The organism is Ralstonia sp. VS2407, assembly GCF_052950655.1.
Genome location: NZ_JBRFVG010000016.1, coordinates 47021 through 73450, shown reverse-complemented (window position 1 = coordinate 73450; position 26430 = coordinate 47021). Strand labels below are relative to the sequence as shown.

General features: G+C 67.2%; 24 protein-coding genes. 12 read left to right on the top strand and 12 right to left on the bottom strand.

From position 1 onward, the window contains the following. Window positions 1-2: 2 nt before the first annotated feature. The 10 genes from ACU8YE_RS21395 to ACU8YE_RS21350 all read left to right on the top strand — a co-directional run bounded on the left by ACU8YE_RS21395 (window position 3) and on the right by ACU8YE_RS21350 (window position 10913). Entirely contained in the window at window positions 3-554 is a 552-nt protein-coding gene (locus tag ACU8YE_RS21395; RefSeq protein ID WP_373407690.1) for a hypothetical protein, read from the top strand. Between the two features lie 349 nt (window positions 555-903). Further along, on the top strand, window positions 904-2217 hold the full coding sequence (locus ACU8YE_RS21390; RefSeq protein ID WP_446929549.1) for a glycosyltransferase family 4 protein: 1314 nt from the start codon (window positions 904-906) through the stop codon (window positions 2215-2217). Window positions 2218-2255: 38 nt separating this feature from the next. Beyond that, window positions 2256-3017 (top strand): SDR family oxidoreductase, encoded by a 762-nt coding sequence (locus tag ACU8YE_RS21385; protein ID WP_232038919.1) that lies wholly within the window; start codon window positions 2256-2258, stop codon window positions 3015-3017. Continuing rightward, on the top strand, window positions 3008-3631 hold the full coding sequence (locus ACU8YE_RS21380) for a D-glycero-alpha-D-manno-heptose-1,7-bisphosphate 7-phosphatase (RefSeq protein WP_316879837.1): 624 nt from the start codon (window positions 3008-3010) through the stop codon (window positions 3629-3631). Before ACU8YE_RS21385 ends, ACU8YE_RS21380 begins: the two co-directional genes overlap by 10 nt. Further along, window positions 3628-4839, top strand: coding sequence for a lipopolysaccharide heptosyltransferase II (gene waaF / locus ACU8YE_RS21375; protein ID WP_446929548.1), 1212 nt, complete (start codon window positions 3628-3630; stop codon window positions 4837-4839). The genes ACU8YE_RS21380 and waaF overlap by 4 nt, the downstream gene beginning before the upstream one ends. A gap of 48 nt (window positions 4840-4887) precedes the next feature. After that, window positions 4888-6714, top strand: coding sequence for a carbamoyltransferase family protein (locus ACU8YE_RS21370; RefSeq protein WP_446929547.1), 1827 nt, complete (start codon window positions 4888-4890; stop codon window positions 6712-6714). After that, a complete protein-coding gene (locus ACU8YE_RS21365) occupies window positions 6711-7763 on the top strand; it encodes a glycosyltransferase family 2 protein (protein ID WP_343619920.1) in 1053 nt (350 codons plus the stop codon). The genes ACU8YE_RS21370 and ACU8YE_RS21365 overlap by 4 nt, the downstream gene beginning before the upstream one ends. After that, window positions 7760-8905, top strand: coding sequence for a glycosyltransferase family 9 protein (locus ACU8YE_RS21360; RefSeq protein WP_446929546.1), 1146 nt, complete (start codon window positions 7760-7762; stop codon window positions 8903-8905). The genes ACU8YE_RS21365 and ACU8YE_RS21360 overlap by 4 nt, the downstream gene beginning before the upstream one ends. Continuing rightward, window positions 8902-9894 carry a glycosyltransferase gene (locus ACU8YE_RS21355; protein WP_232038913.1) on the top strand — a complete coding sequence of 331 codons (993 nt, stop codon included), beginning with the start codon at window positions 8902-8904 and terminating at the stop codon, window positions 9892-9894. The genes ACU8YE_RS21360 and ACU8YE_RS21355 overlap by 4 nt, the downstream gene beginning before the upstream one ends. Then, window positions 9891-10913, top strand: coding sequence for a UDP-glucuronic acid decarboxylase family protein (locus ACU8YE_RS21350; RefSeq protein WP_343619916.1), 1023 nt, complete (start codon window positions 9891-9893; stop codon window positions 10911-10913). Before ACU8YE_RS21355 ends, ACU8YE_RS21350 begins: the two co-directional genes overlap by 4 nt. Window positions 10914-10934: 21 nt before the next feature. Here the strand turns inward: ACU8YE_RS21350 and ACU8YE_RS21345 are convergent, their stop codons facing one another. The 6 genes from ACU8YE_RS21345 to ACU8YE_RS21320 all read right to left on the bottom strand — a co-directional run bounded on the left by ACU8YE_RS21345 (window position 10935) and on the right by ACU8YE_RS21320 (window position 16000). Next, window positions 10935-11858, bottom strand: coding sequence for a glycosyltransferase family 2 protein (locus tag ACU8YE_RS21345; RefSeq protein WP_446929545.1), 924 nt, complete (start codon window positions 11856-11858; stop codon window positions 10935-10937). Continuing rightward, on the bottom strand, window positions 11842-12564 hold the full coding sequence (locus ACU8YE_RS21340; protein ID WP_446929544.1) for a PIG-L deacetylase family protein: 723 nt from the start codon (window positions 12562-12564) through the stop codon (window positions 11842-11844). The genes ACU8YE_RS21345 and ACU8YE_RS21340 overlap by 17 nt, the downstream gene beginning before the upstream one ends. Further along, complete coding sequence (locus ACU8YE_RS21335) at window positions 12561-13832, bottom strand: zinc-dependent alcohol dehydrogenase (protein WP_446929543.1); 1272 nt, start codon at window positions 13830-13832, stop codon at window positions 12561-12563. Before ACU8YE_RS21335 ends, ACU8YE_RS21340 begins: the two co-directional genes overlap by 4 nt. 95 nt (window positions 13833-13927) lie before the next feature. Continuing rightward, complete coding sequence (locus ACU8YE_RS21330; protein WP_232038908.1) at window positions 13928-15199, bottom strand: Nramp family divalent metal transporter; 1272 nt, start codon at window positions 15197-15199, stop codon at window positions 13928-13930. Between the two features lie 7 nt (window positions 15200-15206). After that, window positions 15207-15473 (bottom strand): hypothetical protein, encoded by a 267-nt coding sequence (locus ACU8YE_RS21325; protein ID WP_446929542.1) that lies wholly within the window; start codon window positions 15471-15473, stop codon window positions 15207-15209. 35 nt (window positions 15474-15508) lie between these two features. Continuing rightward, a complete protein-coding gene (locus ACU8YE_RS21320) occupies window positions 15509-16000 on the bottom strand; it encodes a YetF domain-containing protein (protein ID WP_440077750.1) in 492 nt (163 codons plus the stop codon). Window positions 16001-16157: 157 nt separating this feature from the next. Between ACU8YE_RS21320 and ACU8YE_RS21315 the strand changes: the two genes are divergently transcribed. Further along, on the top strand, window positions 16158-17018 hold the full coding sequence (locus ACU8YE_RS21315; RefSeq protein WP_260803503.1) for an SDR family oxidoreductase: 861 nt from the start codon (window positions 16158-16160) through the stop codon (window positions 17016-17018). 22 nt (window positions 17019-17040) lie between these two features. Here the strand turns inward: ACU8YE_RS21315 and ACU8YE_RS21310 are convergent, their stop codons facing one another. The 6 genes from ACU8YE_RS21310 to ACU8YE_RS21285 all read right to left on the bottom strand — a co-directional run bounded on the left by ACU8YE_RS21310 (window position 17041) and on the right by ACU8YE_RS21285 (window position 25668). Next, window positions 17041-18177: a porin gene (locus tag ACU8YE_RS21310; protein ID WP_446929541.1), complete on the bottom strand. Its 1137-nt coding sequence runs from the start codon at window positions 18175-18177 to the stop codon at window positions 17041-17043. Window positions 18178-18292: 115 nt separating this feature from the next. Further along, window positions 18293-19513 (bottom strand): 3-(3-hydroxy-phenyl)propionate transporter MhpT, encoded by a 1221-nt coding sequence (mhpT, locus tag ACU8YE_RS21305; RefSeq protein ID WP_260803505.1) that lies wholly within the window; start codon window positions 19511-19513, stop codon window positions 18293-18295. A 29-nt stretch (window positions 19514-19542) separates the two neighbouring features. Beyond that, window positions 19543-21291, bottom strand: coding sequence for a tannase/feruloyl esterase family alpha/beta hydrolase (locus tag ACU8YE_RS21300; RefSeq protein ID WP_260803506.1), 1749 nt, complete (start codon window positions 21289-21291; stop codon window positions 19543-19545). 60 nt (window positions 21292-21351) lie between these two features. Then, window positions 21352-23256, bottom strand: a complete 1905-nt coding sequence (locus ACU8YE_RS21295; RefSeq protein ID WP_446929558.1) for a feruloyl-CoA synthase — start codon at window positions 23254-23256, stop codon at window positions 21352-21354. Window positions 23257-23337: 81 nt separating this feature from the next. Beyond that, window positions 23338-24801, bottom strand: a complete 1464-nt coding sequence (locus ACU8YE_RS21290; RefSeq protein WP_446929540.1) for an aldehyde dehydrogenase — start codon at window positions 24799-24801, stop codon at window positions 23338-23340. A gap of 33 nt (window positions 24802-24834) precedes the next feature. Continuing rightward, entirely contained in the window at window positions 24835-25668 is an 834-nt protein-coding gene (locus tag ACU8YE_RS21285; protein ID WP_027679713.1) for a p-hydroxycinnamoyl CoA hydratase/lyase, read from the bottom strand. Between the two features lie 189 nt (window positions 25669-25857). On the opposite strand from ACU8YE_RS21285, the gene ACU8YE_RS21280 reads away from it, so the two are divergent. Continuing rightward, a complete protein-coding gene (locus tag ACU8YE_RS21280) occupies window positions 25858-26331 on the top strand; it encodes a MarR family winged helix-turn-helix transcriptional regulator (RefSeq protein WP_316879810.1) in 474 nt (157 codons plus the stop codon). The last annotated feature ends 99 nt before the right edge of the window (window positions 26332-26430 follow it).

The following is a 26430-nucleotide window of genomic DNA, read 5'->3' as shown; positions in this document are numbered from 1 at the left end:
GCATGCTGGCCGATTTCGATCCTTCCGCCCAAGCAGAGCCAACGCAGGCGACGCAGAAACCACCGCAACAGAGCACATCGCACTTTGCCAGCGCAGACGCCGCGCGCCGTGCTGTCGAAATGGCACTGCCGCTCATCACGCAAGCGATGACGCGTCCGCAGGAGGTGGGCGACAGCGGTTTTCTGCACATCGTGGTGATGGACCCGGCACGCTCGCCCGGCGAATGCGCCTTCGACGAGGCGGTGCTCTACGAATACTCGGTGGGCGATCGCACGCAATGGGATGCGGACTACGCCGCTTACGCGCGCGCCAAGGCGCGGCTGGCGTGGCAGCACGGCATGAGCACACATGCACTGCAGGCACTGCGCCCGCACGTGCTGCGTGCGGGCGACACCAACCTGTGGGGCAGCGCCGTGCTCGACGGCATCGTGATCGGCGTGAGCGGCGCACTGCCGTTCTATGACGAAGCCTTTGCACATGTGGTGGCCGCGTGCCTGCGCGCCATCGCCAAACAGGCCGCGGCCGCCACGAGCGGTACGCTGCGGCTCGCCTGACGCCCTCCCTTCCGCGCGCGGCACGACGGGCGTGATGCCGTCGCCGCGCCGTTTCTCCTTGCCCTCCACGTAAGAATTGCGCGGTCACTTCGGCGGCAGCTCGTGCCAGCCGAGTGTCGCCATGGCGGCCGACGGCGCGCACAGGTCGCACGCCATGTCCTCGCCAATCTCCCGCAAACGCTTGTCCGGACAAGCGAGAGACGCTTCTCCGCAGGCGCTCCACGCGCACTGCCGGAATACCCCCGCCGCATCAGGTCGCGCGCCATGGCACGCCGACTGCTGTAGGTCTTCGCACGTGGCTTCCAAACACCTCACCACCACAGGCCGCGACGATAAGAGGAGAAACGACATGCGCATCGCCATGGTCAGTGAACACGCATCGCCACTCGCCGACCTGGGCGGTGTCGACTGCGGCGGACAAAACGTCTACGTGCGCCATGTCGCGCGCCAGCTTGCACGGCTGGGCCACCGTGTCGATGTCTTCACGCGCCGCGAGCGCCCGTGGGACCCAGAGGTGGTGCCGTTCGATAGCGGATGCCGTGTCGTCCACGTACCGGCCGGGCCGGCTGCCGTGCTGCCCAAGGAAGCGCTGCTGCCGCACATGCACGCCTTTGGCCGCCACCTGCTGAACCACTGCGCGCGCGCCCAGGCCAGCGGTGAGGGTTACGACGTCATCCACGCCAACTTCTTCATGTCGGGCCTCGCATCGCTGGCAGCGTCCGCGCGGTTGCACCTGCCGTTGATCATGACCTTCCACGCGCTCGGCCGCGTGCGCCGGTTGCACCAGGGCAGCGCCGATGGCTTTCCTGATGCGCGCTTCGCGATTGAAGAAACGCTGGTGCAGCGCGCCGATCGTGTCATTGCCGAATGCCCGCAAGATCAGGCTGATCTGGAAACGCTCTACCGCGCGCGCGCCGAGCAGATCGACGTGGTGCCGTGCGGCTTCGACGCGAGCGAGTTTGCTCCGATTGACCGCGCGCAAGCGCGACGCCGGCTGGGCGTGCCGGCCGACGCGTTTGTCGTGCTGCAACTCGGCCGCATGGTGGCGCGCAAGGGCGTGGACAACGTCATCGAGGCCATCGGCAAGCTGCCGCCCGATGCCCGTAAGCGCGTGCGCCTGTATGTGGTGGGCGGCAACACCGTCGCGCCGGACGTGGCCGCCACGCCTGAACTCGGCCGCCTGCAAGCCATTGCCGAGCGCGCCGGCGTGAGCGCGCAGACCACCTTTGTCGGCAAGCGCGGCCGCGCCGATCTGCGCGCCTGGTATAGCGCCTGCGATGTGTTTGTGAGCACGCCGTGGTACGAGCCGTTCGGCATCACGCCGGTGGAGGCCATGGCATGCGGGCGTGCCGTCATTGGTGCCGACGTGGGCGGCATCCGATCGACCGTTCGGCATGAGCGCACCGGCTTCCTTGTGCCGCCCAAGGACCCGCAAGCCTTGGCCGCACGCCTGCTGCAGCTGATACAGCAACCCGACCTGTGCCGCGAGCTAGGGCAGGCCGGACTGGTGCGCGCCCGCATGCTCTACACGTGGCTGGGTGTGGCCGGACAGCTTGAACGCGCCTACCTCAAAGCCATCGACACCCACGCGCGCTCCGTGGGCCGCATGACCGACGCCGCGCCCAGTGCCAACGCTGCCGCGCTGGCGGGGCTCGCAGCCTGACCTGATCTTCTTTCCCACCGTTCCATCTTCACGCCGCCATGACCCAGACTGATTTGAATTCCAATCCCAACACCACACCCACACTGCGCGACCAGGTCATCATCGTGACCGGCGCGGGGCGCGGGCTGGGCGCCGCCATCAGCCGCGTGCTCTCTGCCGAAGGCGCCACGGTGGTGGCCACCGATCACGATGCCGGCACCGCGGACCGCACCGCCGCCGAGCTGATCGCCGAGGGCAGCCAGTCGCATGCCATTGCGCTGGACGTGGGCGACGAAGCGGCCGTACGCGGCGCGCTCGATGAAGTGGTCGATCGCTTTGGCCGCTTGGATGCCGTCATCAACAATGCGGCCATCGATATCACGCTGCCCATTGATGAACTGAACGTCGAAGACTGGGACCGCGTGGTGCGCACCAACCTGCGCGGCCCGTTCCTGCTGGCCAAGCACGCCAGCGTGCTGATGCGCAAACGCGCGAGCGGCGCCATCGTCAACATTGCCTCGACCGCATCGCGCCGTGCATGGCCGAATGCGTCGGTCTACCACGCCACCAAGTGGGGGCTGCTGGGGTTGTCGCATGCGCTGCATGCCGAGCTGCGCCCGCACGGCATCAAGGTCTCTGCCGTGATTGCCGGCGGCATGCGCACGCCGTTCCTGCTCGACCGCTTTCCCGATATTGATGTGAACAATCTGCAGGACCCGGCCAACGTGGCCGCCGCCGTGCGCTTCGTGCTGCTGCAGCCGCCCGAGACCGTGATCCCGGAAGTAATGGTGCTGCCGATGCGGGAGACGTCATGGCCCTGATGCGCGCGCCGTTGCGGCTGCGACCAAGCCCCGCCGTCTTTCTCGACAAGGACGGCACGCTGCTCGAAGACGTGCCCTACAACGTCGACCCCGCGCGCATCGCATTGGCACCCGGGGCGGGAGAAGGTCTGCGCATGCTGGCCGCCACCGGCCTGCCGCTCATCGTGGTCAGCAACCAGCCCGGCGTGGCGCTGGGCTACTTTTCCGAGGAGGCGCTCGACGCCGTAGCCCTGCGGCTGGGCGAGCTGTTCGCGCTGCACGGTGCCACGCTCAGCGGCTTCTACTTCTGCCCGCACGTGCCGGCAGACGATGGCAGCGTCAATTGCGCCTGCCGCAAGCCGGCCGATGGCCTGTTGCGCCAGGCAGCGGCCGCACACAGCCTCACGCTGGAAGGCTCGTGGATGATCGGCGACATCCTCAACGACGTGGAGGCCGGCCGGCGCGCGGGGTGCCAGACCATCCTGATCGCCAATGGCAACGAGACGCTGTGGCAGCCGGGGCCGCTGCGCGTACCGGACTACATCGTCGGGCGCTTTGACGAGGCGGCTGCCGTCGTGATTGCACAGCAGGGCTGGCACGCGGCCCACACGCAACACCTGAGGGCGGTCGCATGATCCCAGCCGGCATTCCCGAGCGCCGCGCCGTGTGGGCCAACGCGAGCCGCATCCTGTGTGTGCGGCCCGACAACCTGGGCGACGTGGTGATGACCACGCCCGCCTTCCACGCGCTCAAGGCCGACCAGCAAACGCGCCACGCGAGCCGTCATCTCACGTTGCTGACGTCGCGCTCGGGCGCCACAGCCGCACCGCACCTGTCCGACATCGACGATGTGATCGTCTGCGATGTGCCGTGGGCCAAGCACGCCAACGCGGCCGACGCCGAGCGGACGCGCGCGCTGGTCGACACCCTGCGCGACGGCGCGTTCGACGCTGCGGTCATCTTTACCGTGCACACGCAGAATCCGTTGCCGGCCGCCATGCTGTGCTTTCTGGCGGGCATTCCGCTGCGCCTCGCCCATTGCCGCGAGAACCCGTACGCGTTGCTGACCGACTGGATTGCCGACCCCGATGCACGCATTGCCGCCACCGCCCCTGGCGACGTGCGCCACGAGGTGCGCCGCCAACTGGACCTCGTGCAGCACGTGACCGACGTGGCTGCGCATCTGCCGCATCGGCTGCGCTTCAACGTACGCGCGGCGGACCGCGACGCCGTGCGCGCCAAGCTGGCCGAGCGGGGCGTGACCACGGATACGCCGTGGATCGTCCTGCACCCGGGCGCGACCGCGGCCTCACGGCGCTATCCGCCCGATCGCTTTGCGCATATCGCCTGCACGCTGGCAAACCGCTATGGCTGCCCGGTGCTGGTGACCGGTGCGCCCACCGAAGCGGAACTGGTGCAGCAGGTATGCCTGCCGGGGCTGATTGCCGGGCAGCGCGTGCTGAACCTGGCCGGCGCACTCACGCTGGGCGAGCTGGCCGCGCTCATCGAAGGTGCGGCGCTGCTGGTGTCCAACAACAGCGGCCCCGTGCACTTGGCCGCCGCCACGCAGACACCGGTGGTCGATCTCTACGCGCTGACCAATCCGCAGCACACGCCATGGGCCGTGCCGCACGCGGTGCTCTCGCACCAGGTGCCTTGCCGCTATTGCTACCGCAGCGTGTGCCCGCTCGGCCATCAGGCTTGCCTGACCGGCGTGACGGAAGAGGAAGTGGTGGCCGCCGCGCACCCGCTATGGCAGTCGTCGCGCGTGGCGCGGGCGTTATGGCCTGCCCCCGCCATGTCTGCGTTGCCTGAATCGAATGCGCCAACGCCGGTCGCCTGAGCGTTGCGCATGACTTCACCTGACTGAACCGATTGACGGAGCCCCCGCATGGAAGCCAAACCGCGCTACACCCTCGGCATCAACGCGGCGTATCACGATTCTTCCGCCACGCTGGTGCGTGACGGTGTGGTGATCGCCGCCGCTGAAGACGAACGCTTCACGCACGTCAAGCACGCCAAGCGGCCGGTGCCCTTTTCCACCTGGCAGCTGCCGTATCACGCCATCGATTACTGCCTGGCCGAAGCCGGTATCGACCTCGCGCGCGTGGACCAGGTCGCCTATTCGCTGGACCCTGCCCTGCTGACCGACCTGCAGGCGCAGACCCATATCGCGCTGCCGCTGCAGCCGTCGGCGCAGATGGATCTGCCGGCCGGCGCCGCGCCGTGGGACCCGCTGTTTCTCTCGTACGTGCTGAACGCCCCCCGCCAGCTTGCCGACGGTGCACCGCATCACCTGCAGGCGCGCTTCGCCAACGTGAAGCACACGGGGCCGTTCCGCTGGTCGTTTGTCGAGCACCACCTGGCGCACGAGGCCAGTGCATTCCTGGCGGCTCCGTTCGACGACTGTGCCGTGCTTACGATGGACGGACGCGGCGAGCGCGCAACCACTTCCTACGGCCTCTTCCACAACGGCGAATACACACGCCTGCAGCAAGTGGATCTGCCGCACTCCCTCGGTCTGCTCTATGAAGAGGTGACGGACTACCTGGGCTTTCTACGCTCGTCCGACGAGTACAAGGTGATGGCGCTGGCCTCGTACGGGGAGCCGCGCTATGTCGACGCATTTCACGAGATGGTGCGGGTCGAGACGGACGGCCGCTACACCGTGGCACCGCTGCGCCTGGAAGAGCGCTTCGGCCCGCCGCGCCAACGTGGCGGCCCGATGGAACCGCGCCACTTTGACATCGCCCGTTCGCTCCAGCAGGTGCTGGAAGAGACCGTGCTGACGATGAGCCAGTGGCTGCATCAGGCCACGGGCGCGCGCAACCTAGCCATGGCCGGCGGCGTGGCGCTCAACTGCGTGATGAATGCGCGCATACGCGACCGCGGCCCGTTCGAAAACGTCTGGGTACAACCGGCGGCAGGTGATGCCGGCACGTCGCTTGGCGCAGCGCTATGGACGGACTATCAGACACGCGGCAACAAGCAGCGCCTGTGGAAGATGGACCACGCCTATCTCGGCCCGTCGTATGCCGATGAAGAGATCGAGCAATTCCTCACGTGGTCCAAACTGCCGTTCGAGCGCCTGGACAACATTGCCGAGCAGACCGCCGAGCTGCTGGCGCAAGGGCAGGTGATCGGCTGGTTCCAGGGGCGCATGGAGTTCGGCCCGCGCGCGCTGGGTGCGCGTTCGATCCTTGCCTCGCCGATCCCCGCCGACATGCAGGCGCGGCTCAACGAGATCAAGGACCGCGAGGACTTCCGCCCCGTCGCCCCGGTGGTGATGGAAGAGCGCGCCGCCGACTGGTTTGTCGGTGCGCAATCCGCGCCGTTCATGCTGTTCATCTTTGACGTGCGGGAAGACCGCGCCACGCAGATTCCGGCCGTGCGCCACGTTGACGGCACCGCGCGCGTGCAGACCGTCAACCGCCGGCAGCATCCGCTGTACTACGACCTGCTGGCTGCGTTCGAGCGTCGCACCGGCGTGCCGATCCTGGTGAACACATCGTTCAATACGCGCGGCGAGCCGATGGTCTGCAGCCCACGCGATGCGGTGGAATCGTTCTGGACATCGCCGCTCGATGCCTTGGTGATCGGGCCGTTCCTGCTGCGCAAGACGGCCGTCCGCCCGGACCAAACGCAAGCACAGGAAGACGGCGCCGTGCGCAATGTCGACGGCTTGCGGCGCGTTCCCGGCCTGGCGGGGGTCGCATGAACCAGCCGATGCCGTTTGACGTGTCGTCAGTGACGCCGGCGCAGGCAGCGCCAGCTATGTCGATCGTCATTGCCACATGGCGGCGGCCGCAGATGCTGCAACGCTGCCTGGACGGCCTGCTGGCCCAGACGTTCGACGCGCGCCGGCTGGAGTTGGTGGTGGCTGACGATGGCCCCGACGACGCCACCCGCGCCGTCGTGGACGGCTTTGCCGCAGCGGCCCCCGGCTGGCGTGTGCGGTACGTGCCCGTGCGCGAAACGCAGGGCCCCGCCGCCGCACGCAACCGCGGCTGGCGCGCCGCCACGGGCGACATCATCGCCTTTACCGACGACGACACCATTCCCGCGCCCACATGGCTAGCCGAAGGCTGGCGCATCATGACCACGCCCGAAGACGCTGGCGGTGCCGACGGAAGCGCACCGCCTGACGCCGCGACCGGCGCTGTGCGCATGCCGTTGCCCACACGCCCCACCGATTACGAACGCGACGCCAGCGGCCTCACCCGCGCCGAATTCGTCACCGCCAACTGCTTCGTGCGGCGCACGATGCTCGAACGCATCGGCGGCTTTGATGAACGCTTTCGGCTGGCGTGGCGTGAAGACTCGGATCTGCAGTTCCGCATCCTGGATGCGGGCGGGCGCATCGTGCACGCACCGCGTGCATTGATGCACCACCCGGTGCGGCCTGCGCCGTGGGGCGTAAGCGTGTCGCAGCAGCGCAAGGTGTTTTACGACGCGCTGCTCTACAAGAAGCATCCGCAGCGCTACCGCTCACGCATCCGTCCGGTGCCGCCATGGCATTACTACGCCATGGGCGCCGCCGCGGTGATTGCGCTCGCTGCGCTGGCTGCGCATCTGCCTTGGGTGGCCGGTGCAGCCGCCATGGTCTGGCTGGCGCTCACGCTGCGCTTCACCGCCACGCGGCTGCGCGGTACCGCACATACCGCGCGGCATGTGCTTGAAATGTTTTGGACATCCATCGCCATTCCGCCGCTGGCGCTGTACTGGCGCCTGCGCGGCGCGTGGCATTTCCGGGTCTGGTTCCTATGACGCCCGCTGCTGAACTCCTGCGCGGCGCACGCCGCATTGCCGTCTTCCGCGCCTTGCAACTGGGCGACATGCTGTGCGCCGTGCCAGCGCTGCATGCGTTGCGGGCCGCTGCGCCACAGGCGCATATCACGCTGGTCGGCCTGCCGTGGGCGTGCCAGTTTCAACAGCGCTATACCGATCTGCTCGACGACTTTGTCGCCTTTCCGGGCGGCGAGGGCTTTCCGGAAGCCGGGCCCGCCGATGCGGATGCCACACATACGTTCTATGCCGGGATGCGGGCCCGCTGCCTGGATGTCGCCGTCCAGTTGCACGGCAGCGGGCCGCAATCCACCGAAGTGGTCCGCCAGTTTGGCGCGCACCATGTGTTCGGGTTTCAGCCCAGTGGCGTGATCGCACGGCACGCCAACGCAGGGTTGCTCCCTTGGCCGACGCAGTTGCCCGAGGCGCAACGCCTGCTGGCGTTGCTCAATCACCTGGGGGCACCAGCGGTGCCGGCCACACCGGATTTTCCGCTTGGGCGCGACGACTATGCCGAAGCGCTGGCCCTGCTGCGCCATCAAGCCCTGGACCGCGATCGCCTTGTCTGCTTGCACCCCGGCGCCCGCATGCCCACGCGGCGCTGGTGGCCGGAGCGCTTTGCGGCGGTAGCCGACACGCTCATCGTCAGCGGTTTCCATGTGGCGTTCACGGGTGCGCCATCGGAAGCGGCGCTTGTTGAAGAGGTTCGCGGCCACATGCGCCAGCGTTCGGCGTCGGTGGTGGGGCAGACCTCGCTCGGTGGGCTCGCGGCGCTGTTGCGTCTGGCGCGCCTGCTGATCTGCAACGACACCGGCGTCTCGCACGTGGCGGCAGCCGTGCGTGCGCCCAGCCTTGTCATTGCCTGCGGCAGCGACGTGAAGCGCTGGGCGCCGGCGGACCGCACGCTGCACCGCGTGCTGGCGGCACACCCGCCCTGCCGCCCCTGCATGCACTGGACCTGCCCCACGGACCATGAATGCGCGCGCGATGTGACGGTGCACCAGGTGCTGGATGCGGCGTATGCCGCGCTGTTCGACCCCGATGTGCACCTGCGCGCGTCGCACGCGCCGCAGCCAGCCGACACTCCCACCGCATCGCACACGACCGAGAATTCGACCTCATGAACCACCCGACGCGACAACGCCTGCGTATCCTGACGTGGCACGTGCACGGCAACTACCTGTACTACCTGTCGCAGGTGCCGCACGACTTCTATCTCGTGACGCGCCCGCCCGACGCCTCAGGGCGGGTGCCGCCGGGTTATGCGGGCAAGGTGGGCGCGCTGCCCTGGGGTGACAACGTGCACGAGGTGCCGTTCGACGCCGTTGCGGGGCAGCACTTCGATGCGGTGCTGTACCAATCCCGCGCGCAATGGGAAAGCGATCGGCTGTCGGTGCTGAGTGCCGCGCAGCGCGCGTTGCCGACGATCTATCTCGAACACGATCCGCCCCAGGAACACCCGACCAACACCCGGCACTGGGTGCAAGACCCCAATGTGCTGCTGGTGCACGTGACGCCATTCAACGCGCTGATGTGGGACAGCGGCATCACGCCAACGCGCGTGATCGAACACGGTGTGCACCTGCCCGTGCCGGCGCGCTACAGCGGCGAACTGGAGCGCGGCATCGTCGTCGTCAATCATCTGCACAAGCGCGGGCGCCGGCTGGGTGCAGACGTGTTCCACTCACTGCGCCAGCGCGTGCGGCTCGATCTGGTCGGCATGGGCGCGGAAGAGGCAGGGGGCATCGGTGAAGTGGGCAATCTCGCCCTGCCCGCCTTCTGCGCGCGCTACCGCTTCTTCTTCAACCCGATCCGCTACACCAGCCTGGGACTGGCCGTGGTGGAAGCCATGACGATCGGCATGCCAATCGTCGGGCTGGCCACCACGGAGATGAGCACCGTCATCCGCAACGGCGACAACGGCTACGTCGATACCAGCCCCGATGCGCTGGCCGGCGTCATGCAGACGCTGTTGCGCGACCCGGCACTTGCCCGCCGCTGGGGCGACGCCGCACGCGAGACGGCGCGCACACGTTTCGGCATCGACCGCTTTGTCGCCGATTGGCTGAACGCATTTGCCACCGTCATGGAAAACAGAAGGGAGGCGGCATGAGACACCACGGAGATGCACATCACCCCGGCCACCCCGAACCGCACCACCACTGGCGCGACCAACGCCGCGTGCTGGTCACGGGCGGCGCGGGCTTTCTCGGCTCGCACCTGTGCGACCGCCTGCTGCGCGACGGGCACGATGTGCTGTGCGTCGACAACTTCTACACCGGCACCAAGCGCAATATCGCTCACCTGCTGGGGCACCCGCGCTTCGAAGTGCTGCGCCATGACGTGACCTTCCCGCTGTATGTGGAAGTGGACGACATCTACAACCTGGCCTGCCCCGCCTCACCCATCCATTACCAGCACGATCCGGTGCAGACCACCAAGACGAGCGTGCATGGTGCGATCAACATGCTGGGGCTGGCGAAGCGGGTAGGTGCGCGCATTCTGCAGGCATCCACCAGCGAGGTGTACGGCGACCCGCATGAACATCCGCAAACCGAAAAGTACTGGGGCAACGTCAACCCCATCGGCGTGCGCTCGTGCTACGACGAGGGCAAGCGTTGCGCCGAGACACTCTTCATGGACTACCGCCGCCAGCATGGCCTCGACGTCAAGGTAGCGCGCATCTTCAACACGTATGGCCCGCGCATGCACCCGAACGATGGGCGCGTGGTCTCCAACTTCATCATGCAGGCGCTGGCCGGCGAGCCCATTACGCTCTATGGCGATGGCCGCCAGACACGGGCCTTCTGCTATGTGGACGATTTGATTGACGCAATGGTGCGGCTGATGAACACGCCGGCGGAATTTGCAGGACCGGTCAACGTAGGAAACCCGGTGGAACTGAGCATGCTCGATATTGCGCGGCAGATTGTGGCTTGCACACGCTCGACATCGGAACTCGTATTCCACCCGCTGCCGCAGGACGACCCGACGCAGCGTTGCCCCGACATCACGCTGGCCCGCGATGTGCTCGGGTGGGAACCCCGCACTGCGCTTGAAGTAGGGCTGGCGCGCACGGTGGAGTATTTCCGGCAGCAGTTCTTCCTCGCGCCGATGCCGGTGCTTGCCTGATGTTCGCGCCGCCAGCCCGCGTTAGCCGACCGACAGCGTGGGGATGGCGCGGCGTCGCTGGCGGTCGGCGTCCATCTGCCGCCACAGCGCCACGGTGGTGGGCTGCACGGTATGCCGGCGCAACAAGGTGCGCGGCAGGCGGACCAACGCGGCGGGCAATGCCTCCGCAAGCACGCCTTGTTCGGCCATCGCACGTATCGCCCGGCCGGTGACCCGCCACGCGAGGTCCAGCGGCAACCGAAGCCAGGCGCTCAGCAACTCGTTGCGCGTGAGCAGCGCCCGTCGCTGCATCACGTCTCGCACCGGCGAGGGGTTGTGGTGCGTGACCACCTCCCGGCAGTAGACGATGCGCCAGCCTGCGTCGACCAGGTCGAGCGCCAGCACGCTTTCTTCGCCGCCGATAAAGAGGTCGCGCCGGTAGCCGCCCGCCTCGGTAAATGCGCGCGTGCGCGCCACGCACGCCCCGGCCATGAAGCCGAGCAGCGCGGGGCCAGGCAGTCCATCGGAAGGCAACGTGCTGGTGGCCATGGGTTCGCACGCGGTGTCGTCGCGGCGCGTGGGGCCAACCACCACGTGCGCCGCCACCACGCCCACCGATGGGTACCGCTGCAGCACATCGACCGCGCGTGCCACGGAGCCCGGGAGCCACGCGGTGTCGTCATCGCAAAAGGCAACGTAAGGCGTGTCGACGGTGGCCACGCCGAAGTTGCGGCCAGCCGCGCCATAGTTGCGCGGCGCACGCACGATGGCAACGTCAGGAAAGCGCGCGGCGATCTGGTCGGCGGTGCCGTCGGTCGAGCCGTTGTCCACCACCACGATGGGCCACGGTTCCTCCAGGGCCACCAGCTTGCCAAGCGTCTCGAGCACGGTGGCCGCGCGGTTGTACGTCAGCACGACGATGGAGCACGGTGCCTGCGCCCGGCGGGCGTCATCCAGCGGTTGCATGATCGGATTCTCCTTGCTTGGGTTCCAGCAGCCAGAACCGTTCGGGCTGGTGCAGGTCTTCCACCCCGCCGGGGCCGAAGACGCGCAGCTGGCTGGCGTAACAGGCCACGGCGCGACGCTTCCGGCGGCCATCGGCGGCCGTGACAGGCGACACCGGCGTGGCAACGATGTCCTGCGCAGCCAGCGCAACGATGCGGTCCTGCACGGCGCCGCGCCCGCGCCGGTACAGCGCATCCTCATAGCCGATCCAGAGGCGTTGCGGCACCTTACGCATCAGCATCAGGGCCGCTTCGTGCACGAGTACGTGATCGCTGTGGAACAGCCCCAGCGGCACAAACACCGCATCTGCCGTGCGCTTCTCCACCGGGCGGTAGAGCGCCCGCTCCAGCTCCGTCACGGTGGGCGTCTGCCCGTACTGGCTGTCGCAAAAGCCGAGGTGGTGCACCGTGGCGCTCACCTGCGCATGCGCCTGCGCGTCTTCCTGCCGGCGCGCGGCTACCGCTTCATTGGAATCGGCAAAGCCGGCGTCGCGATCCCACACCGTCGACACGGGCGTTGGCGGCGCGCCGCCGAACACCGTGACGGTACGGCTGCCGTGATGCGCAGCCAGCAAGGCGCCGCACGAGAAGATCGCGTCGTCAAAGTGCGGCGAAATCACCAGCACCGGCCCCAGGCTGGCGACGCGATCATGCAGCTCCCGACTCATGCCCGTGAGGCGCGGGGCGTGCGAGCGCCATCGGTGGCTTGCGGATCGAGCTTCACCTTCATCCAGCCCGGCTCGCGCGTGTCGAAGGCGCGGTAGGCGTCGAGTGCCGCCGCCATCGGCTCGCGCACCGACAACACCGTCGCCGGATCAATGGCGCCCGTGCGGACCAGTTCCACGAGCTTGGGCAGATAGCGCCGGTGGTTGCAGTTGCCCATGCGGATGGTCAGGTTCTTGTTCATCGCCATGCCGATGGGAAACGTCGTGTCGTTGGGCGGGTACACGCCGATGATCGACAGCGTGCCTGCCTTGGCCAACCCTTCGACCGCCCAGCGCAGCGCTTGCGATGGGGCGTCGCCGGCTTGCCACGGCGCGTTCTCGTTCGCGTCGGATACGGCGCCCGTGCCGCGCGCTTGCGGGGTGGTGGCCTTGCGCTCGGCGGCAAAGGCCTCGGTGGTCTTGTCGTCAGGGCGGGCGGGGCCGTGGTCGGCATGCTGGGCATCCACACCCACGGCATCGACGGCGCAATCCACACCAATGCCGCCCGTGAGCCGGCGCAACGTCTGCACGGGGTCTTCACGCTCGAAGTCGATCACCTCGGCGCCTTGCGCGCGGGCCATGTCGAGCCTGTCGGCCACATGGTCCACCGCAAAGATGCGCCCGGCCCCCATCAACTTGGCCGAGGCAATCACAAACTGGCCGACCGGCCCTGCCCCGAACACGGCAACGGTGTGGCCTGGCTTGATGTTGGCCAGATCGGCGCCGAAGTAGCCGGTGGGAAAGATGTCCGACAGCAGCATGGCCTGATCGTCCGACACCTCGTCCGGCAGCTTGACGAGGTTGACGTGCGCAAACGGTACACGTGCCTTCTCGGCTTGCAAGCCGTCAAACCCGCCGGCTTCTTCCGGGCCGCCGTAGAACGAGGTACCGGCCAGGTGCCCGTGCGGATTCGCCACGTCACATTGCGCGGTGTAACCGGCACGGCAATATGCGCACGCACCGCATGCAATGGTGGACGGGATCACCACCCGATCACCGACCGACAGATTGCGCACATCGTCGCCCAGCGCTTCCACCACGCCCACGCCTTCGTGGCCGAGGATGCGCCCCTCCTTCACATCGGCCATGGTGCCGCGCACGAAGTGCAGATCCGTCCCGCAGATGGCGCTGGCCGTCAGACGCACGATGGCGTCGGTGGGCTCGCGCAGTGTCGGCTCGGGCACGTCTTCCAGACGAATGTCACCGATGCCGTGAAATACGACAGCTTTCATGATTGACCCCTGGTTGGTGAACAGGACACCGCGCCTGTTGCGCGGTTTTGCCCAAGACACGCAACCCCGGTGCCTGCGCAGGCCGACCGCCCTTTTTACGACCCCTGCACAGCCAGCGCAAAGAACAGCAAGGTACTGGCGCACATGCACAGGGTCGCCACCCAAGCGGTGCCATGCAGCAGCCGTGAGCTGGGGAACGGCCCCATCACGGACTTACGGCGCGACATCAACTGCAGCATCACCATGACGGGCGTAGCCGCCACGCCATTGAGCACCGCAGCCCAATACAGCAGCTTGAACGGCTCGATGGGCAGGAACACCATCACCGTGGCCACCGCCATCACAAGCGCCAGGAACAGGTAGAACTTGGGCGCACGGTGCACCTTGGCCTCCAGGCTGCTGTGCCACTGGAAGGCCTCGGCAGCGGCATAGGCGGCGGAGCCCGCCAGCACCGGCACAGCCAGCAGCCCCGTGCCGATCACGCCCAGGGCAAACAATGCCTGCGCAAAGCGGCCGGCCACGGGCTTGAGCGCTTCAGCGGCCTGGGCGCAGGTCTCGATTTGCGTCACGCCGTGCGTGTGCAGCGCGTAGGCGGCCGTCAACATGATGCAGAAGGCGATCAGCGCCGACACCACCATCCCGACCGTCGTGTCGATGCGGATGCGTGCGAGCTGGTCCTTTGCCTGCCACGGCGCTTTCTTGAGCGGTGCTTCGTCTTCGGCCAGCCGCGTCTCTTCCACTTCGCCTGCGGCCTGCCACACAAACAGATAGGGGCTGATGGTGGTGCCGAACACGGCGACGAGCGTCATTGCATAGTCTTTCGACCAATGCAGCCGGGGGACCACGGTGTCGTGCAACGCGTGCGCCCAGTCCACCTTCACGACAAACGCCGTGGCCACGTACGCCAGCAGCGACAGCGCAGTCCATTGCAGATAGCGCGCATAGCGGCGGTACGGCATCCAGACTTGCAGCACGAGCGTAAAGACGGCAAACAGGCACGCATACCACGCTGTCGAGCCACCCAGTAGCAGGCGCACGCTGTCGCCCATGGCCGCGATGTCGGCGCCCACATTGATGATGTTGGCAAGCGTCACCAGCGCAACAAACGCATACGCAAGCCACGGCGACTGATGCCGCCGGATGTTTGCGACCACGCCCCGGCCCGACACACGCCCCAAGCGCGCGCTGACGAGCTGGATGGAAATCATCAGGGGCAGCGTCAGCAACAGCGTCCACAGCATGCCGGTACCCATTTGCGCACCGGCTTGCGCATAGGTGGCGATCCCGCTCGGGTCGTCATCCGCGGCGCCCGTGATAAGGCCGGGCCCCAACCGGCGGTACCACGGGGCGTCGTCTGCGGCGGGCACGTTGCGCTCAGCTGCGGTTATCTGTGGGCGAAGCGCCGGGCGTCTGGTCTCCGGGGTCGTGCAGCTTGTCGCGCGTAATGCCAGGCGGCACCTCGCCCTGGCGCATGCGCCGCAGCGTGTCGTGCGGGCTCTGCGGCTTGGGTGCCGTGCTGCCGGTGCGGCCCACCTCTGCATTGGCCGGCCGGTCCACCGGCTTGCGGTGCGATTCAGCCTGTTCCCAATCAGCCTTGCGTTGTTCGGCGCCTCGGTTTTCTTGCTGTTGCTTGTCTCGCATGGTTGGCTCCAGTGTGGGTGTGCGGGTGTGCAAAATCAGCGGCGTTTGCGGATCAGGCTGACCTGTCCGTTGCGCTCCAGAATGGCTGCCTCCACGTCCTCCAGCGTGCGTGAGCCCAGGGTCTGGCGCACGCTCTCCTGCAAATCGCCCACGGTGATGAGCGCGGCATCCATCTGGCCTTGGTCGAAGCGCCCTTCCCGATAGATCTCGCGTTCGCGGCCCGCGATGAGCCGGTCGAGCTTCGGCAGCCGCACGCACGCCCAGCCCAGCAGGCGGTGCACCGCCACCAGTGCGAGCGACGCCGACACCGTGGCCACAAACGGCGACGCGCCGACAATCGCGCGACTCAGCGTCGCCCCCAACAACACGGCGACAACGAAGTCGAACGGCGCACGCTGCCCGAAAGAGCGCCGGCCCGACAGGCGCACCAGCGCCAGCCCAATGGCGAACACGACCACCGCTCGCATCGCGGTTTGCAGCGGGTTGAGATCCTTCCCTTCGCCAAACAGGAACAGCAGCGTGTCCATGGCGCCTCCCGTGGTCGATGTGGAGTCTGTTCCACCAGCAGAGCAAGCGGCGTGCCGCACGGCATGCGCACGCGAGTGCATCTCACGCCGCGTTCAGGCGCAATGGCATGCCGTGTGCTGAAAGCCGGTGTATCCACCCTCTCAAAGCGAGCCCGCCATGCCAGACCAGCCACAGCAGCAACCGCCACAGCATCAAGACCGCCAGCCCGGCGCCGAGAGCGACATGACGCCACGCCCGCGCGCCGAAATGGAGAACTACATCGGCAGCGGAAAGCTGGCAGACAAGGTGGCCATCGTCACCGGCGGCGACAGCGGCATCGGGCGCGCCGTTGCCATCGGTTTTGCCAAGGAGGGCGCGGACGTGCTGATCGCCTACCTGGACGAACACGACGATGCCAACCAGACCTGCCGCCTCGTCCGCGCGACCGGCCGCCGCTGCGAAGCCATTGCCGGCGACCTGGGCGACGAAGCGCATGCCCGCGCGGTGGTCACGCAGGCGGTGGCGATGTTCGGCAAGATCGACCTCGTGGTCAGCAATGCCGCAGAACAGCACCCGCAGCAAAGCCTGGCAGACATCGATGCCGCTCAACTGGAGCGCACGTTCCGCACCAACGTCTTTGCGATGTTCTATTTGATCCGTGCCGCGCTGCCGCACCTGCATGAAGGCGCGCGCATCATCACGACCACGTCTGTGACGGCGTTCCGCGGCAGCGGCCATCTGGTGGACTACGCCGCCACCAAGGGCGCGATCGTGGCGTTCACGCGCTCATTGGCGCAGCAATTGGCGGACAAGGGCATCCTGGTGAACGCCGTGGCGCCGGGGCCGATCTGGACACCGTTGATTCCGTCCACCTTCGATGCCGAGCACGTCGCCAAATTCGGCAGCAAGGAGCCACTAGGCCGGGCCGGTCAGCCGGATGAAGTGGCACCCTGCTACATCTTTCTGGCGTCTGCCGATGCGAGCTACATGACGGGGCAGACGCTGCATCCGAATGGGGGGGAGATCGTCAATGGGTGACGGAGCGCCTCCCCTCCCTTCATCAAAACGCCGTCCGCATCCCCACCATCGCGCCGAGTTGGTTCACGCCCTTGGCGGGCGTGGTGCCGCCGCCTCCGCCGCTGACCGAATATTGCGCGTTAGCGCTGTTCCAGAGATAGCCCGTCTGCGCGTACAACGCGGTCCGCTTGGACAACGCATAAACGCCGCGCACCACAGCCATCGTCGTGCTGCGGCTCTGGTCGGCGTTGACGAGGCGGATCAGCCCTGCATCCAGCGTGAGCGCGCCCGAGAGTGGATAGCTGCCGTTGACGAAATACAGGTTCGAGCGCACGTCGCCGGCAACGGCCTGCACGTGGCGACCGATCCAGCCGACGCCAAGCTTGGCGTTACCGAGTTTCACGTAGCCGTTGGCGACGATGCGGCGGTCCTTGTCGCCCGCATCGGTAAGCGCGATGGGCGCGCTGCCGTTAAAGAACGATGCGGTGGCGCCGGTGCCGCCGCGCTGCTCTTCATAAGCGCCGGCCACGCCAAAGGTGGCCGCGTCGTATTTCACCATCGCCGACATGGCACGGCACGCCGATGCGTTGCCCGCCGCTTCCCCCGCACAGGTTCCGGACGCCGGCACACCGCCCGCCGCATCACGCCCGAACGAATACGTAGCGCCCACTGTCAGGCCGCTGAAGGTGCCTTTGTAAGCGATGGTGTTGTCCGTGCGCGCGTTGGGAATGTACGCGTCCAGTGAGCCGATGGCGTACTGGCTGGGGCCAAGGATGTCGGCGTCGGCCAGCGACAGAAACACCATGCTGTACTGGCGACCCAGCGTGACGGTGCCATAATCGCTTGCGAGCCCGACCCATGCCTGCCGACCGAACAGGCGGCCGCCCTGGCCGGAGGTGCCGGTGTCGGTGTTGAAACCGCTTTCCAGCGTGAACACGGCCTTCATGCCGTTGCCCAGGTCTTCCGCGCCGCGCAAGCCCCAGCGTGAGGGCAGCGTGCCCGTGACCGACGGGATGCGCGTGAGGCCGTTGCCGTTGGCATTGGCGTGGCTCACGTATTCGATGCCGGTATCAATCAAGCCGTAGAGCGTGACGCTCTGCGCGTTGGCCGCGCCGCTGGCGAGTGCGCTCGTGGCCGCTGCCAGTGCGAGACAGTGCGTGCGCAAGGTGGTGGTTTGCATGTGGGGCCCCTCCTAGGGTCGAGCCGGTCCCGCCCCCCATGTCTGGCGAGCCGGCAGTTTGGAATACGTGGGAAGGCGCCATCCGGGCGGACGGCGCGGAAAATGAATCGCTGTGTCAGTCCTGCACGCGCGGCCGCTTGAGCAGCAGCAGCGCAGCCAGCGCCGCGATGATGGTGACCGGGATGCTGGCGCCGATGATGGTGGTGGCGTGCTGCCCCATCGCCAGCAACTGGCCCGCCAGCAGCGGCCCTGCGATCGAGCCGAGCCGGCCCACCGCCACCGCCGCGCCCACGCCGGTGCCGCGCACGACGGTGGGGTAGTAGGCCGCTGCCAGTGCATACAGCACCGACTGCGCGCCGATCACGAACAGCCCGGCCATGAAGGCACCGGCCGACATCGACGCCATACCGCCCGCAGCGGCCAGCAACGACAGCGCCGCGATGATGCCGACATACATGCCCGACACCACCCAGCGTGGGCGCGCCGCGTCCATCAGCATGCCGATGCCCAACGCACCTGCGCCACCGCCGATGTTGAACAGGATCTGCACCATGCCCACCTGCGGCCGGCTCAGCCCCTGCGCGGCCATCAGCGAAGGCAGCCAGTTGAGCAGGAAATACAGCACGATCAGCGTGAAGAAATAGCTGACCCACAGGAACAGCGTGGCGGCCGTGCGGCGCTCGCCAAACAGCGCCCATGACACGGGCGGTGGCTGGATGGCGCCACGCTGTGCGCTGTCGAACCGGCGCGATTCCTGCAGCGTCAGCAGCAGCGGCACCACCACCAGCGGGCCGAAGCCGCCCACGTAAAAGATATGGCGCCAACCGGAATCGCCCGCGCTCAACATGCCGACCACCGCGGCGATGGCGCCGCCAAACGGGATGCCGCAATACATGACGCTCACGGCGGTGTTGCGCAGGCGTGTGGGTACTGCCTCAGCACACAGCGCGATCAGGTTGGGCATGGCGGCACCCAGGCCGATGCCGGTGGCCACGCGGATCATCAACAGGCTGTTGAAATCCCACACGTGCGCGGTGGCGATCGAAAAGATGCCGAACAGCGCCGTCGCCAGGATCAGCACGCGCTTGCGGCCGATGCGATCGGCCAGGCGGCCGCCCAGCATGGCCCCCGGCAACAGGCCGAACGTGCCGGCGCTGAATGCCAGGCCCATCTGCCCGACCGACAGGCCGAACTCACGCGCCATGCGCGGCGCGGCCACACCGATGGATTGCAGATCGAGCCCTTCAAGCAGCGCAACGATGAAGCACAGCGCAAGGGTCATGGCGACACCGGGGCCGACGTTCTCCCGGCTCAACGTCGTGGTGGTGGTTTGCATGGCGTCTCCTTCCGGATGTTGGGCGGCCGTCATTGGCAACTGAAGCTCGAGGCGTCGTTGATGTTGCCGGTGCCCGTATAGCGGGCGTTCTTCGGGTAGGCGCACAGCGGGCGCGTGCGGTCGTGGCCGGTTGCATTCCAGTCGCTGGGCACTTCGGCATTGGGCACGGCGTTGGCAGGGCCGCGCGCGGTGGCGACCACGCTGTCGGGCGCCACGCCGTGTTCCACCCAGGCCACCAGCGGCGTGAGCATGTCGAACTGGTCGGCGGTCGGCCCGCCCGCGCAGTGGTTCATGCCGGGCACCGGATAGAAGCGCGCGAAGTTGCTGGCATCGCCACCGTTGGCTGCGGCCAGGCGCTGGTACCAATCCGTCGTGTCGTCGGACGAGAACACCGGGTCGCTCGTGCCGTGATAGACCATCAGCTTGGCGCCGCGCCCCTTGAGCGTGCCGAGGTTGGTCTCATCGGGCGGCGTCATGAACGACCAGGCGGATTCGGTGTACGTGGCGTCGGTGGCGAAGATCTTCGGCGCGTCGGTGTCCATGTTGAACGCCAGGCCATACGCGGTGAGCGACGTGATGGCCGACGCCGGCTGCGGCGTGGTCGTAAACACGAACGCCAGGGCGGCGGGGTCGAGCTGGATCGAGTTGCCTTGCTTCCAGGCCGCCCAGTTGCTGCCGCTGATGCCGGCGTCAAATGAAAAGCCCGAGTACAACGCCTGCCCTGCGCTGTTGTGCGCGCCGGCAAACAGGTTGGCCATTACCGTCTTCTGCGCGGCGGTGAGGCAGGTGCCGTCACGGGCGCCGGTGCAGGTCGGCACATCGTTGGCGAGGCTGAAGGCGGTCTGGCAGGCCTTGAGGTTGTTGATCATGCCGTCGGTCGTGCCATCCAGCGCATCGCACTTGGCGAGCACGTGGCTGGCCACCATGGCGCGCTCGGTGGCGGTCAGAGACGTCGTGATGTCTGGAAAGCCAGCACTGGTGTTGGCTGTCGCCACCGTCGCCAGTTGCTGCGCGCTGTACACCTCGTTGATGGCCGCCTTGGGCAGGTGGAAGCCCGGGTCGCCCGCCACGATGCCGTCATACGCATTGGCCGAACGTGCAGCGGCCACCATCGCGTGACGCCCGCCGTTGGAGCACCCGCCAAAGTAGCTGCGGTCGGGCGCCTTGCCGTACACCTGCGCGATCATCGACTTGGCCATCGGCGTAAGTGTGGCGACGGCGTTGTAGCCGTAGTCGAGGCGGGCCTGCGGATCGCGCCCGAACAGCGGCACCTGGCTGCCGTTATGCCCCGCGTCCGAACTGATGACGGCAAACCCGGAGCCCAGCGCACTGCTGATGGGACCGCCGCCGAGCGTGCCGAGCGCAGTAACCACCGAGCCATCCAGCCCGCCGTTGGCCTGGTAGTAGAACCGGCCGTTCCACGCCTTGGGCAGGCGCATTTCAAAACCGATGGCGTAGGTCTTGCCATCCACCGGGCTCACCCGCGTGTTCATGGTGCCGGTGATCAGGCAGTGCTCGGGCACGGCGTTGCCGCCCACGCTCAACGTGCCTGCCGCCACGGTCGAGATGGCGGTGATGCTGGTGTTGGCAAAACTGAGCTTGCCGGCAAAACTCTCGCACGCGCTGGCGAGATTCAACCCCGTGGCGGGCGTGAGCTGTGGCAGTTGCGATGCCTGCGACGTTGATGCGTCGCCTGTGCTGTCGTCGTTGCAGCCGGCGCAGCTCAGCGCGAGGGCGAGCGCGGCCAGCGCCATGCCCCGTGACATGACGGTCTTCATGTGTCTTCTCCTGGGTGGATGAACCGGTCTTTGCCGGCTGGTCGGATTGCTGCGTTGGAATCAGCCCGCGCGGATGACAGCGGGATCGCCATCGCGATACAGCGTGTCGACCTGCGCGGCACGGTGGGCCAGCACGGCGCGCTGGTTGAGCGTGCCCTTGTCGGTGACCTCGCCCCGGTCCAGCGATGGGGGAGCGTCAAGCAAGAGCAGCCGCGCCACGCGCGTCGCACTGCCGGTGGCCGTGGCGTTCAGCTCGTGCAGCAGCGCGGCAAATGCGGCGCGCACGGCGGGGGCGGCCAGCACTTCGGCTGTGCTCGCGGTGGGCGGCAGGCCAGACAGGCCGCGGCATCGCTCCATTTGCGGAAACACCAGCAAGCCGATGTCGTCACGGTTCATGCCGGCAATCACCACGTCCTGCACATACGGCGCGCCCGCCGCGATCACGCGGGCGCGCAACGGCCCCACGCTCACGAAGGTGCCGGAGCTGAGCTTGAAGTCCTCCGCGATGCGGCCATCGAAGACGAGGCCTTTCTCGGGGTGCTCCGGATCGTAGAAACGCAGCGCGTCGCCGCTGCAGTAATAGCCGTCTTCATCGAAGACCGGCGCGGCAGGCTCTTCGCCCAGGCGCCAGTAGCCACGCATGACGTGCGGGCCGCGAAAGCGCGCCTCCAGCTTGTCGCCCACGGGCACGAGCTTGAGTTCGCAGCCCGGCGCCGGCGTGCCGACATAGCCCGAGCGCATGATCGGCGCGGTGGTGAACAAGCAGCACGGCGAGGTCTCGGTCATGCCCAGGCCGGCCATGATGCGGATGCGCTCGCCACAGTGCTGGCCGGTCACGCGCTCCAGCCTGTCCCATGCCTCTTGCGACAGCCCGGCACCGCCAAAGAAGTAGAGCTTCACGCGGGAGAAGAAAGTCTCGCGCAGCGCCGGGTCCCGTTCCAGCGCCAGCGCGAGTTCTTCCCACCCCTTGGGCACGTTGAAGTACGCGGTGGGTGCGATCTCGTGCAGGTTGCGCAGGGTTTCGTCGAATTTGCCGGGCACCGGGCGGCCGTCATCGATGTAAAGCGTGCCGCCGTTGTAGAGCACGATGCCAACGTTGTGGCTGCCGCCAAAGGTGTGGTTCCAGGGCAGCCAGTCCACCAGCACCGGCGGCTCCTTGGCAAATTCGGGAATGGTCTGGCGCAGCATCTGCTGGTTGCTGCACAGCATGCGGTGCGTGGTCGGCACTGCTTTGGGCACGCGCGTCGAGCCAGAGGTGAAGAGCACCTTCACCAGCGTATCGGGACCGGTCGCGGCCTGTGCGGCGTCTGCGGTCGTTATGGGCGTCTGCAGCAGCGTGTCGAAGGCTGTAGCGCTGCGCCGGGGCAATACGCCGTCGCGCGTGATGACCTCCACGCCGTGCGGCACCACCGCGCTGATGGCGTTGGCAAAGGCCGCGCCATCTGCGGCATAGACGAGCCCCGGTGTGAGCACATCGAACACATGCCGCAGCTTGCCGAAGTCCGTCGACACCAATGCATACGGCGGCGACACCGGCGCATACGGCACACCCGCCCACATGGCGCCCAGCGCCAGCTGCAAGTGCTCAAGATCATTGCCGGACAGAATCGCCAGCGGGCGCTCGGTGCTGACACCGCGATCCAGCAGCGCCTGGCCGATGGCGCGGGCGCGCTCCAGCATCTCGCGATACGTCAGCTTGATCCACGCGCCGTCGGTTCCACGGCGTGCAGCCAGCACACGATCCGGATGGCGCTGCGCGCCCGCGACCAGGCAGTCCGTCATGCGTTGCGGATGCTCGGCAAGCGCCTCGGTATTGCGCACGTGCCAGACACTGCGGTCACGCGCGTCCGTCTCGCAACGCGCAGGCGCATCGCTCACGGCGACCTGCCTGTAGGGGTGATTTGGCACACCTGCCGGGGGCGGCGTTTGGTGCCCGGGTTGAACCTGCCGGCCTTGAGCCTGCATTTCGACGTGATTCACGTCTTGTCTCCTGAATGCGCCGCCCGTTTTATGGTTGTGGTGGGCGGCTGCCGAACTTCAGATCGGTTAAATCGGATAGTGGCGCGGCGTATTCTGCAAGGTGATCCAGCGCAGCTCGGTAAATTCCGCAATCGACGCCTTGCCGCCAAAACGGCCGTAACCGCTGCTCTTCACGCCGCCAAACGGCATCTGTGCCTCGTCGTGCACGGTGGGGCCGTTGATGTGGCAGATGCCCGATTCGATACGCTGCGCGACTCGCATGGCGCGCGACACATCGCGGCTGAACACGGCGGCCGACAAGCCGTATTCACTGTCGTTGGCCAGGCGGATTGCCTCTTCATCGCCATCCACGCGCGCCACCGTCACGACAGGGCCAAACGATTCCTCGTTGTACAACCGCATGGCGGGCGTCACGCCATCCACGATGGCGGGCTGCACGATGGCGCCATCCATGTGCAAGCCGACGGGCAGCGCAGCACCGTGCCCGCGGGCGTCTTCCACCAGCGCCTGCACGCGCTTGGCCGCATCCACGCTCACCATCGCGCCCAGTTGCGCGGTGGCATCGGTCGGGTCACCCGCGCGAAGCGTGCGTGCCTTGGCGGCCAGCTTGTCGACGAGGGCCTCGGCAATCTTGCGATCGGCGATGACGCGTTCGGTCGACATGCAGATCTGCCCCTGGTTGAAGAATGCGCCAAACGCAATCGCTTCCACCGCGGCATCCAGGTCGGCGTCGTCCAACACCAGCACCGGCGCCTTGCCGCCCAGTTCCAACAGCGCAGGCTTCAGATGCCGCGCCGCATGCTGCGCGATGATGCGCCCCACGTGCGTCGAACCCGTAAAGTTCACACGGCGCACGGCCGGATGCGCGATCAGGCGTTCGACCACCTGGGCGGCATCGGCCGGCGCGTTGGTCACCACGTTGACCACGCCATCGCCCAGACCGGCCTCCTGCAGCACGGTGCCGATCAGCCGGTGCACGCCCGGGCACAGCTCCGATGCCTTGAGCACGACGGTGTTGCCGCATGCCAGCGGCATCGCCAGCGCACGCGTGCCCAGGATCACCGGCGCGTTCCACGGTGCAATGCCGAGCACCACGCCGCACGGCTGGCGCACGGCCATCGCAAAGTTGCCCGGCACATCCGAGGGGATGACGCTGCCGTCGATCTGCGTGGTCATGGATGCGGCTTCGCGCAGCATGTTGGCCGCCAGCATGACGTTGAAGCCGATCCAGTTGGGGCTGGCGCCGGTTTCGGCCGCGCCGGCGCGGATGAAGGCGTCGGTGTGCTGGTCCATCAAGTCGGCCGCCTTGAGCAGGCGCTTGCGGCGCTCGCCCGGCGGTAGCGCTGCCCACGCGGGAAAGGCATCGGCGGCAGCCTGGACAGCGGCGTCGGCATCCTCCAGCGTGGCCGCCGACGCGCGCGATGCGACCGCGTCGTTGACGGGGTTGCGGCGCTCGAAGGTGGCACCGTTGGCGGCCGGCCGGCTTTGTCCGCCAATCAGCAGGGTCACAAGCTGAGTCACGTCAGGCATGGGTTCGTCTCCGGGGGCGTTGGAGGGAGCGGATCAGGCGCGCTTGTACGCCTGCAGGCCCGGCTTGATCGACTTGTCGTCCAGGAACTGCTTGAGGCCCTGCTCGCGACCGCCCTCCGGGTCCCGCAGCGTGGCCTGGTCGAGCTTGGCGTACAGGTAATCCTCGTTCTGCTCCCACGTCAGTTCGCGGCTGCGCTTGAAGCCGTGCTTGGCGGCACGCAGCACCACCGGGTTCTTCTCCAGCAGCTTCTCGGCCAGCGCCACGGTGCGGGCGCGCAGGTGGGCACGCGGCACGCTCTCGTTGACGAGGCCCATGGCGGCAGCCTGCTGGCCGGTGAAGGTTTCGCCGGTCATGATGTAGTAAAGCGCCTGGCGGTGGCCGACGGTATCGGCCATGGCCTTGCTGACGAGGTTGCCCGGCGGGATGCCCCAGTTGATTTCCGACAGGCCGAAGGTGGCCTCGTCTGCGGCAATCGCCAGATCGCACGCCACCAGCGGCGAGAACCCGCCACCGAAGCACCAGCCGTTGACCATCGCGATGGTCGGCTTGGCATACATGCGCAGCAGCTTCCATTGCCACTGACAGGCATCGCGGCGAATCTTCTCTTGCAGGATCTCCGGGCCCGCGTCCACTTCGCGGAAGTATTCCTTCAGGTCCATGCCCGCCGTCCAGGCATCGCCCGCGCCGGTCAGCACCAGCACCTTGGCATCGGCATCCAGCTCCAGTGCTTCGAGCACCTGGATCATGTCCGAGTTGAGCGTCGGGCTCATGGCGTTGCGCTTCTCGGGGCGGTTGAACGTCACCCATGCAATGCCCTGGTCCACCTTCACGTCCACGGTCTGCCAGCGCCCTTGGTAATCAGCCATTTCCATCTCCTTGATCTGTCGGCTGCTTGAGACACCCGCCGCCTTGTGTGTGCGGCGTGTCTCAGCTTGGTGCCCATTTAATATCAGGTAACCTGATATAACAAGGAGATTATCATTGCCGTAAACCCTGATCCGAACGACACGTAGCAGAATGTGCGCATCTGCACAGGTGCACACCCACTCACATCCATGGCGGCCACACGAACCAAACGCAACCCACCTCAGCCCGCGCAAGAGGGGGCCCCGGCAACGTCTGCCCGACTGCCCTACCTGATCGGCCGCACTGACCGCATCGTCAAGCGGCGCCTGGGCGAAGCGCTCGCCCCGCACGGGCTGACGGTGCCGCAATTCACGGCGCTGTCCGTGCTGCACGCGCGCGGCAGCCTGTCGAACGCGCAACTGGCGGAACGCTCGTTCATGTCGCCGCAATCGGCCAATGAAGTGGTGAAGACGATGGAAGCGCGGGGCTGGGTGACGCGCACGCCCGATCCGACGCACGGCCGCATCGTCATGCTGGGCCTGACCGACGAAGCGCTCGCACTGCTGGCGCTATGCGACGAAGCCGTCAGCCGGTTGGAGAAGGAAATGCTGCAGGGAATCGACGTCGCGCACGCGGCATTGCTGCACGATCTGCTGCTGCAATGTGGGCGGAATCTGCGCTGAGCGGGCGCCTTCGGTTGCCCCGGCAGTCGCCGTTATTCAATGTAATAAAGTCTGATCATAGGAACATTCTGATCGACACCCCTCGGCGATAGAATGGCT

Coding starts and splice junctions, on each gene's coding strand:
- ACU8YE_RS21345 (WP_446929545.1), bottom strand. CDS start 11,858: ATGCAACCGCTGGATGACGCCCGCCGGGCGCAGGCACCGTGCTCCATC.
- mhpT (WP_260803505.1), bottom strand. CDS start 19,513: ATGCAAACCACCACCACGACGTTGAGCCGGGAGAACGTCGGCCCCGGT.
- waaF (WP_446929548.1), top strand. CDS start 3,628: ATGATCCCAGCCGGCATTCCCGAGCGCCGCGCCGTGTGGGCCAACGCG.
- ACU8YE_RS21380 (WP_316879837.1), top strand. CDS start 3,008: ATGGCCCTGATGCGCGCGCCGTTGCGGCTGCGACCAAGCCCCGCCGTC.
- ACU8YE_RS21395 (WP_373407690.1), top strand. CDS start 3: ATGCTGGCCGATTTCGATCCTTCCGCCCAAGCAGAGCCAACGCAGGCG.
- ACU8YE_RS21350 (WP_343619916.1), top strand. CDS start 9,891: ATGAGACACCACGGAGATGCACATCACCCCGGCCACCCCGAACCGCAC.
- ACU8YE_RS21285 (WP_027679713.1), bottom strand. CDS start 25,668: ATGGCTGATTACCAAGGGCGCTGGCAGACCGTGGACGTGAAGGTGGAC.
- ACU8YE_RS21325 (WP_446929542.1), bottom strand. CDS start 15,473: ATGCGAGACAAGCAACAGCAAGAAAACCGAGGCGCCGAACAACGCAAG.
- ACU8YE_RS21280 (WP_316879810.1), top strand. CDS start 25,858: ATGGCGGCCACACGAACCAAACGCAACCCACCTCAGCCCGCGCAAGAG.
- ACU8YE_RS21370 (WP_446929547.1), top strand. CDS start 4,888: ATGGAAGCCAAACCGCGCTACACCCTCGGCATCAACGCGGCGTATCAC.
- ACU8YE_RS21365 (WP_343619920.1), top strand. CDS start 6,711: ATGAACCAGCCGATGCCGTTTGACGTGTCGTCAGTGACGCCGGCGCAG.
- ACU8YE_RS21355 (WP_232038913.1), top strand. CDS start 8,902: ATGAACCACCCGACGCGACAACGCCTGCGTATCCTGACGTGGCACGTG.
- ACU8YE_RS21290 (WP_446929540.1), bottom strand. CDS start 24,801: ATGCCTGACGTGACTCAGCTTGTGACCCTGCTGATTGGCGGACAAAGC.
- ACU8YE_RS21390 (WP_446929549.1), top strand. CDS start 904: ATGCGCATCGCCATGGTCAGTGAACACGCATCGCCACTCGCCGACCTG.
- ACU8YE_RS21335 (WP_446929543.1), bottom strand. CDS start 13,832: ATGAAAGCTGTCGTATTTCACGGCATCGGTGACATTCGTCTGGAAGAC.
- ACU8YE_RS21310 (WP_446929541.1), bottom strand. CDS start 18,177: ATGCAAACCACCACCTTGCGCACGCACTGTCTCGCACTGGCAGCGGCC.
- ACU8YE_RS21340 (WP_446929544.1), bottom strand. CDS start 12,564: ATGAGTCGGGAGCTGCATGATCGCGTCGCCAGCCTGGGGCCGGTGCTG.
- ACU8YE_RS21360 (WP_446929546.1), top strand. CDS start 7,760: ATGACGCCCGCTGCTGAACTCCTGCGCGGCGCACGCCGCATTGCCGTC.
- ACU8YE_RS21315 (WP_260803503.1), top strand. CDS start 16,158: ATGCCAGACCAGCCACAGCAGCAACCGCCACAGCATCAAGACCGCCAG.
- ACU8YE_RS21295 (WP_446929558.1), bottom strand. CDS start 23,256: ATGCAGGCTCAAGGCCGGCAGGTTCAACCCGGGCACCAAACGCCGCCC.
- ACU8YE_RS21385 (WP_232038919.1), top strand. CDS start 2,256: ATGACCCAGACTGATTTGAATTCCAATCCCAACACCACACCCACACTG.
- ACU8YE_RS21300 (WP_260803506.1), bottom strand. CDS start 21,291: ATGAAGACCGTCATGTCACGGGGCATGGCGCTGGCCGCGCTCGCCCTC.
- ACU8YE_RS21320 (WP_440077750.1), bottom strand. CDS start 16,000: ATGGACACGCTGCTGTTCCTGTTTGGCGAAGGGAAGGATCTCAACCCG.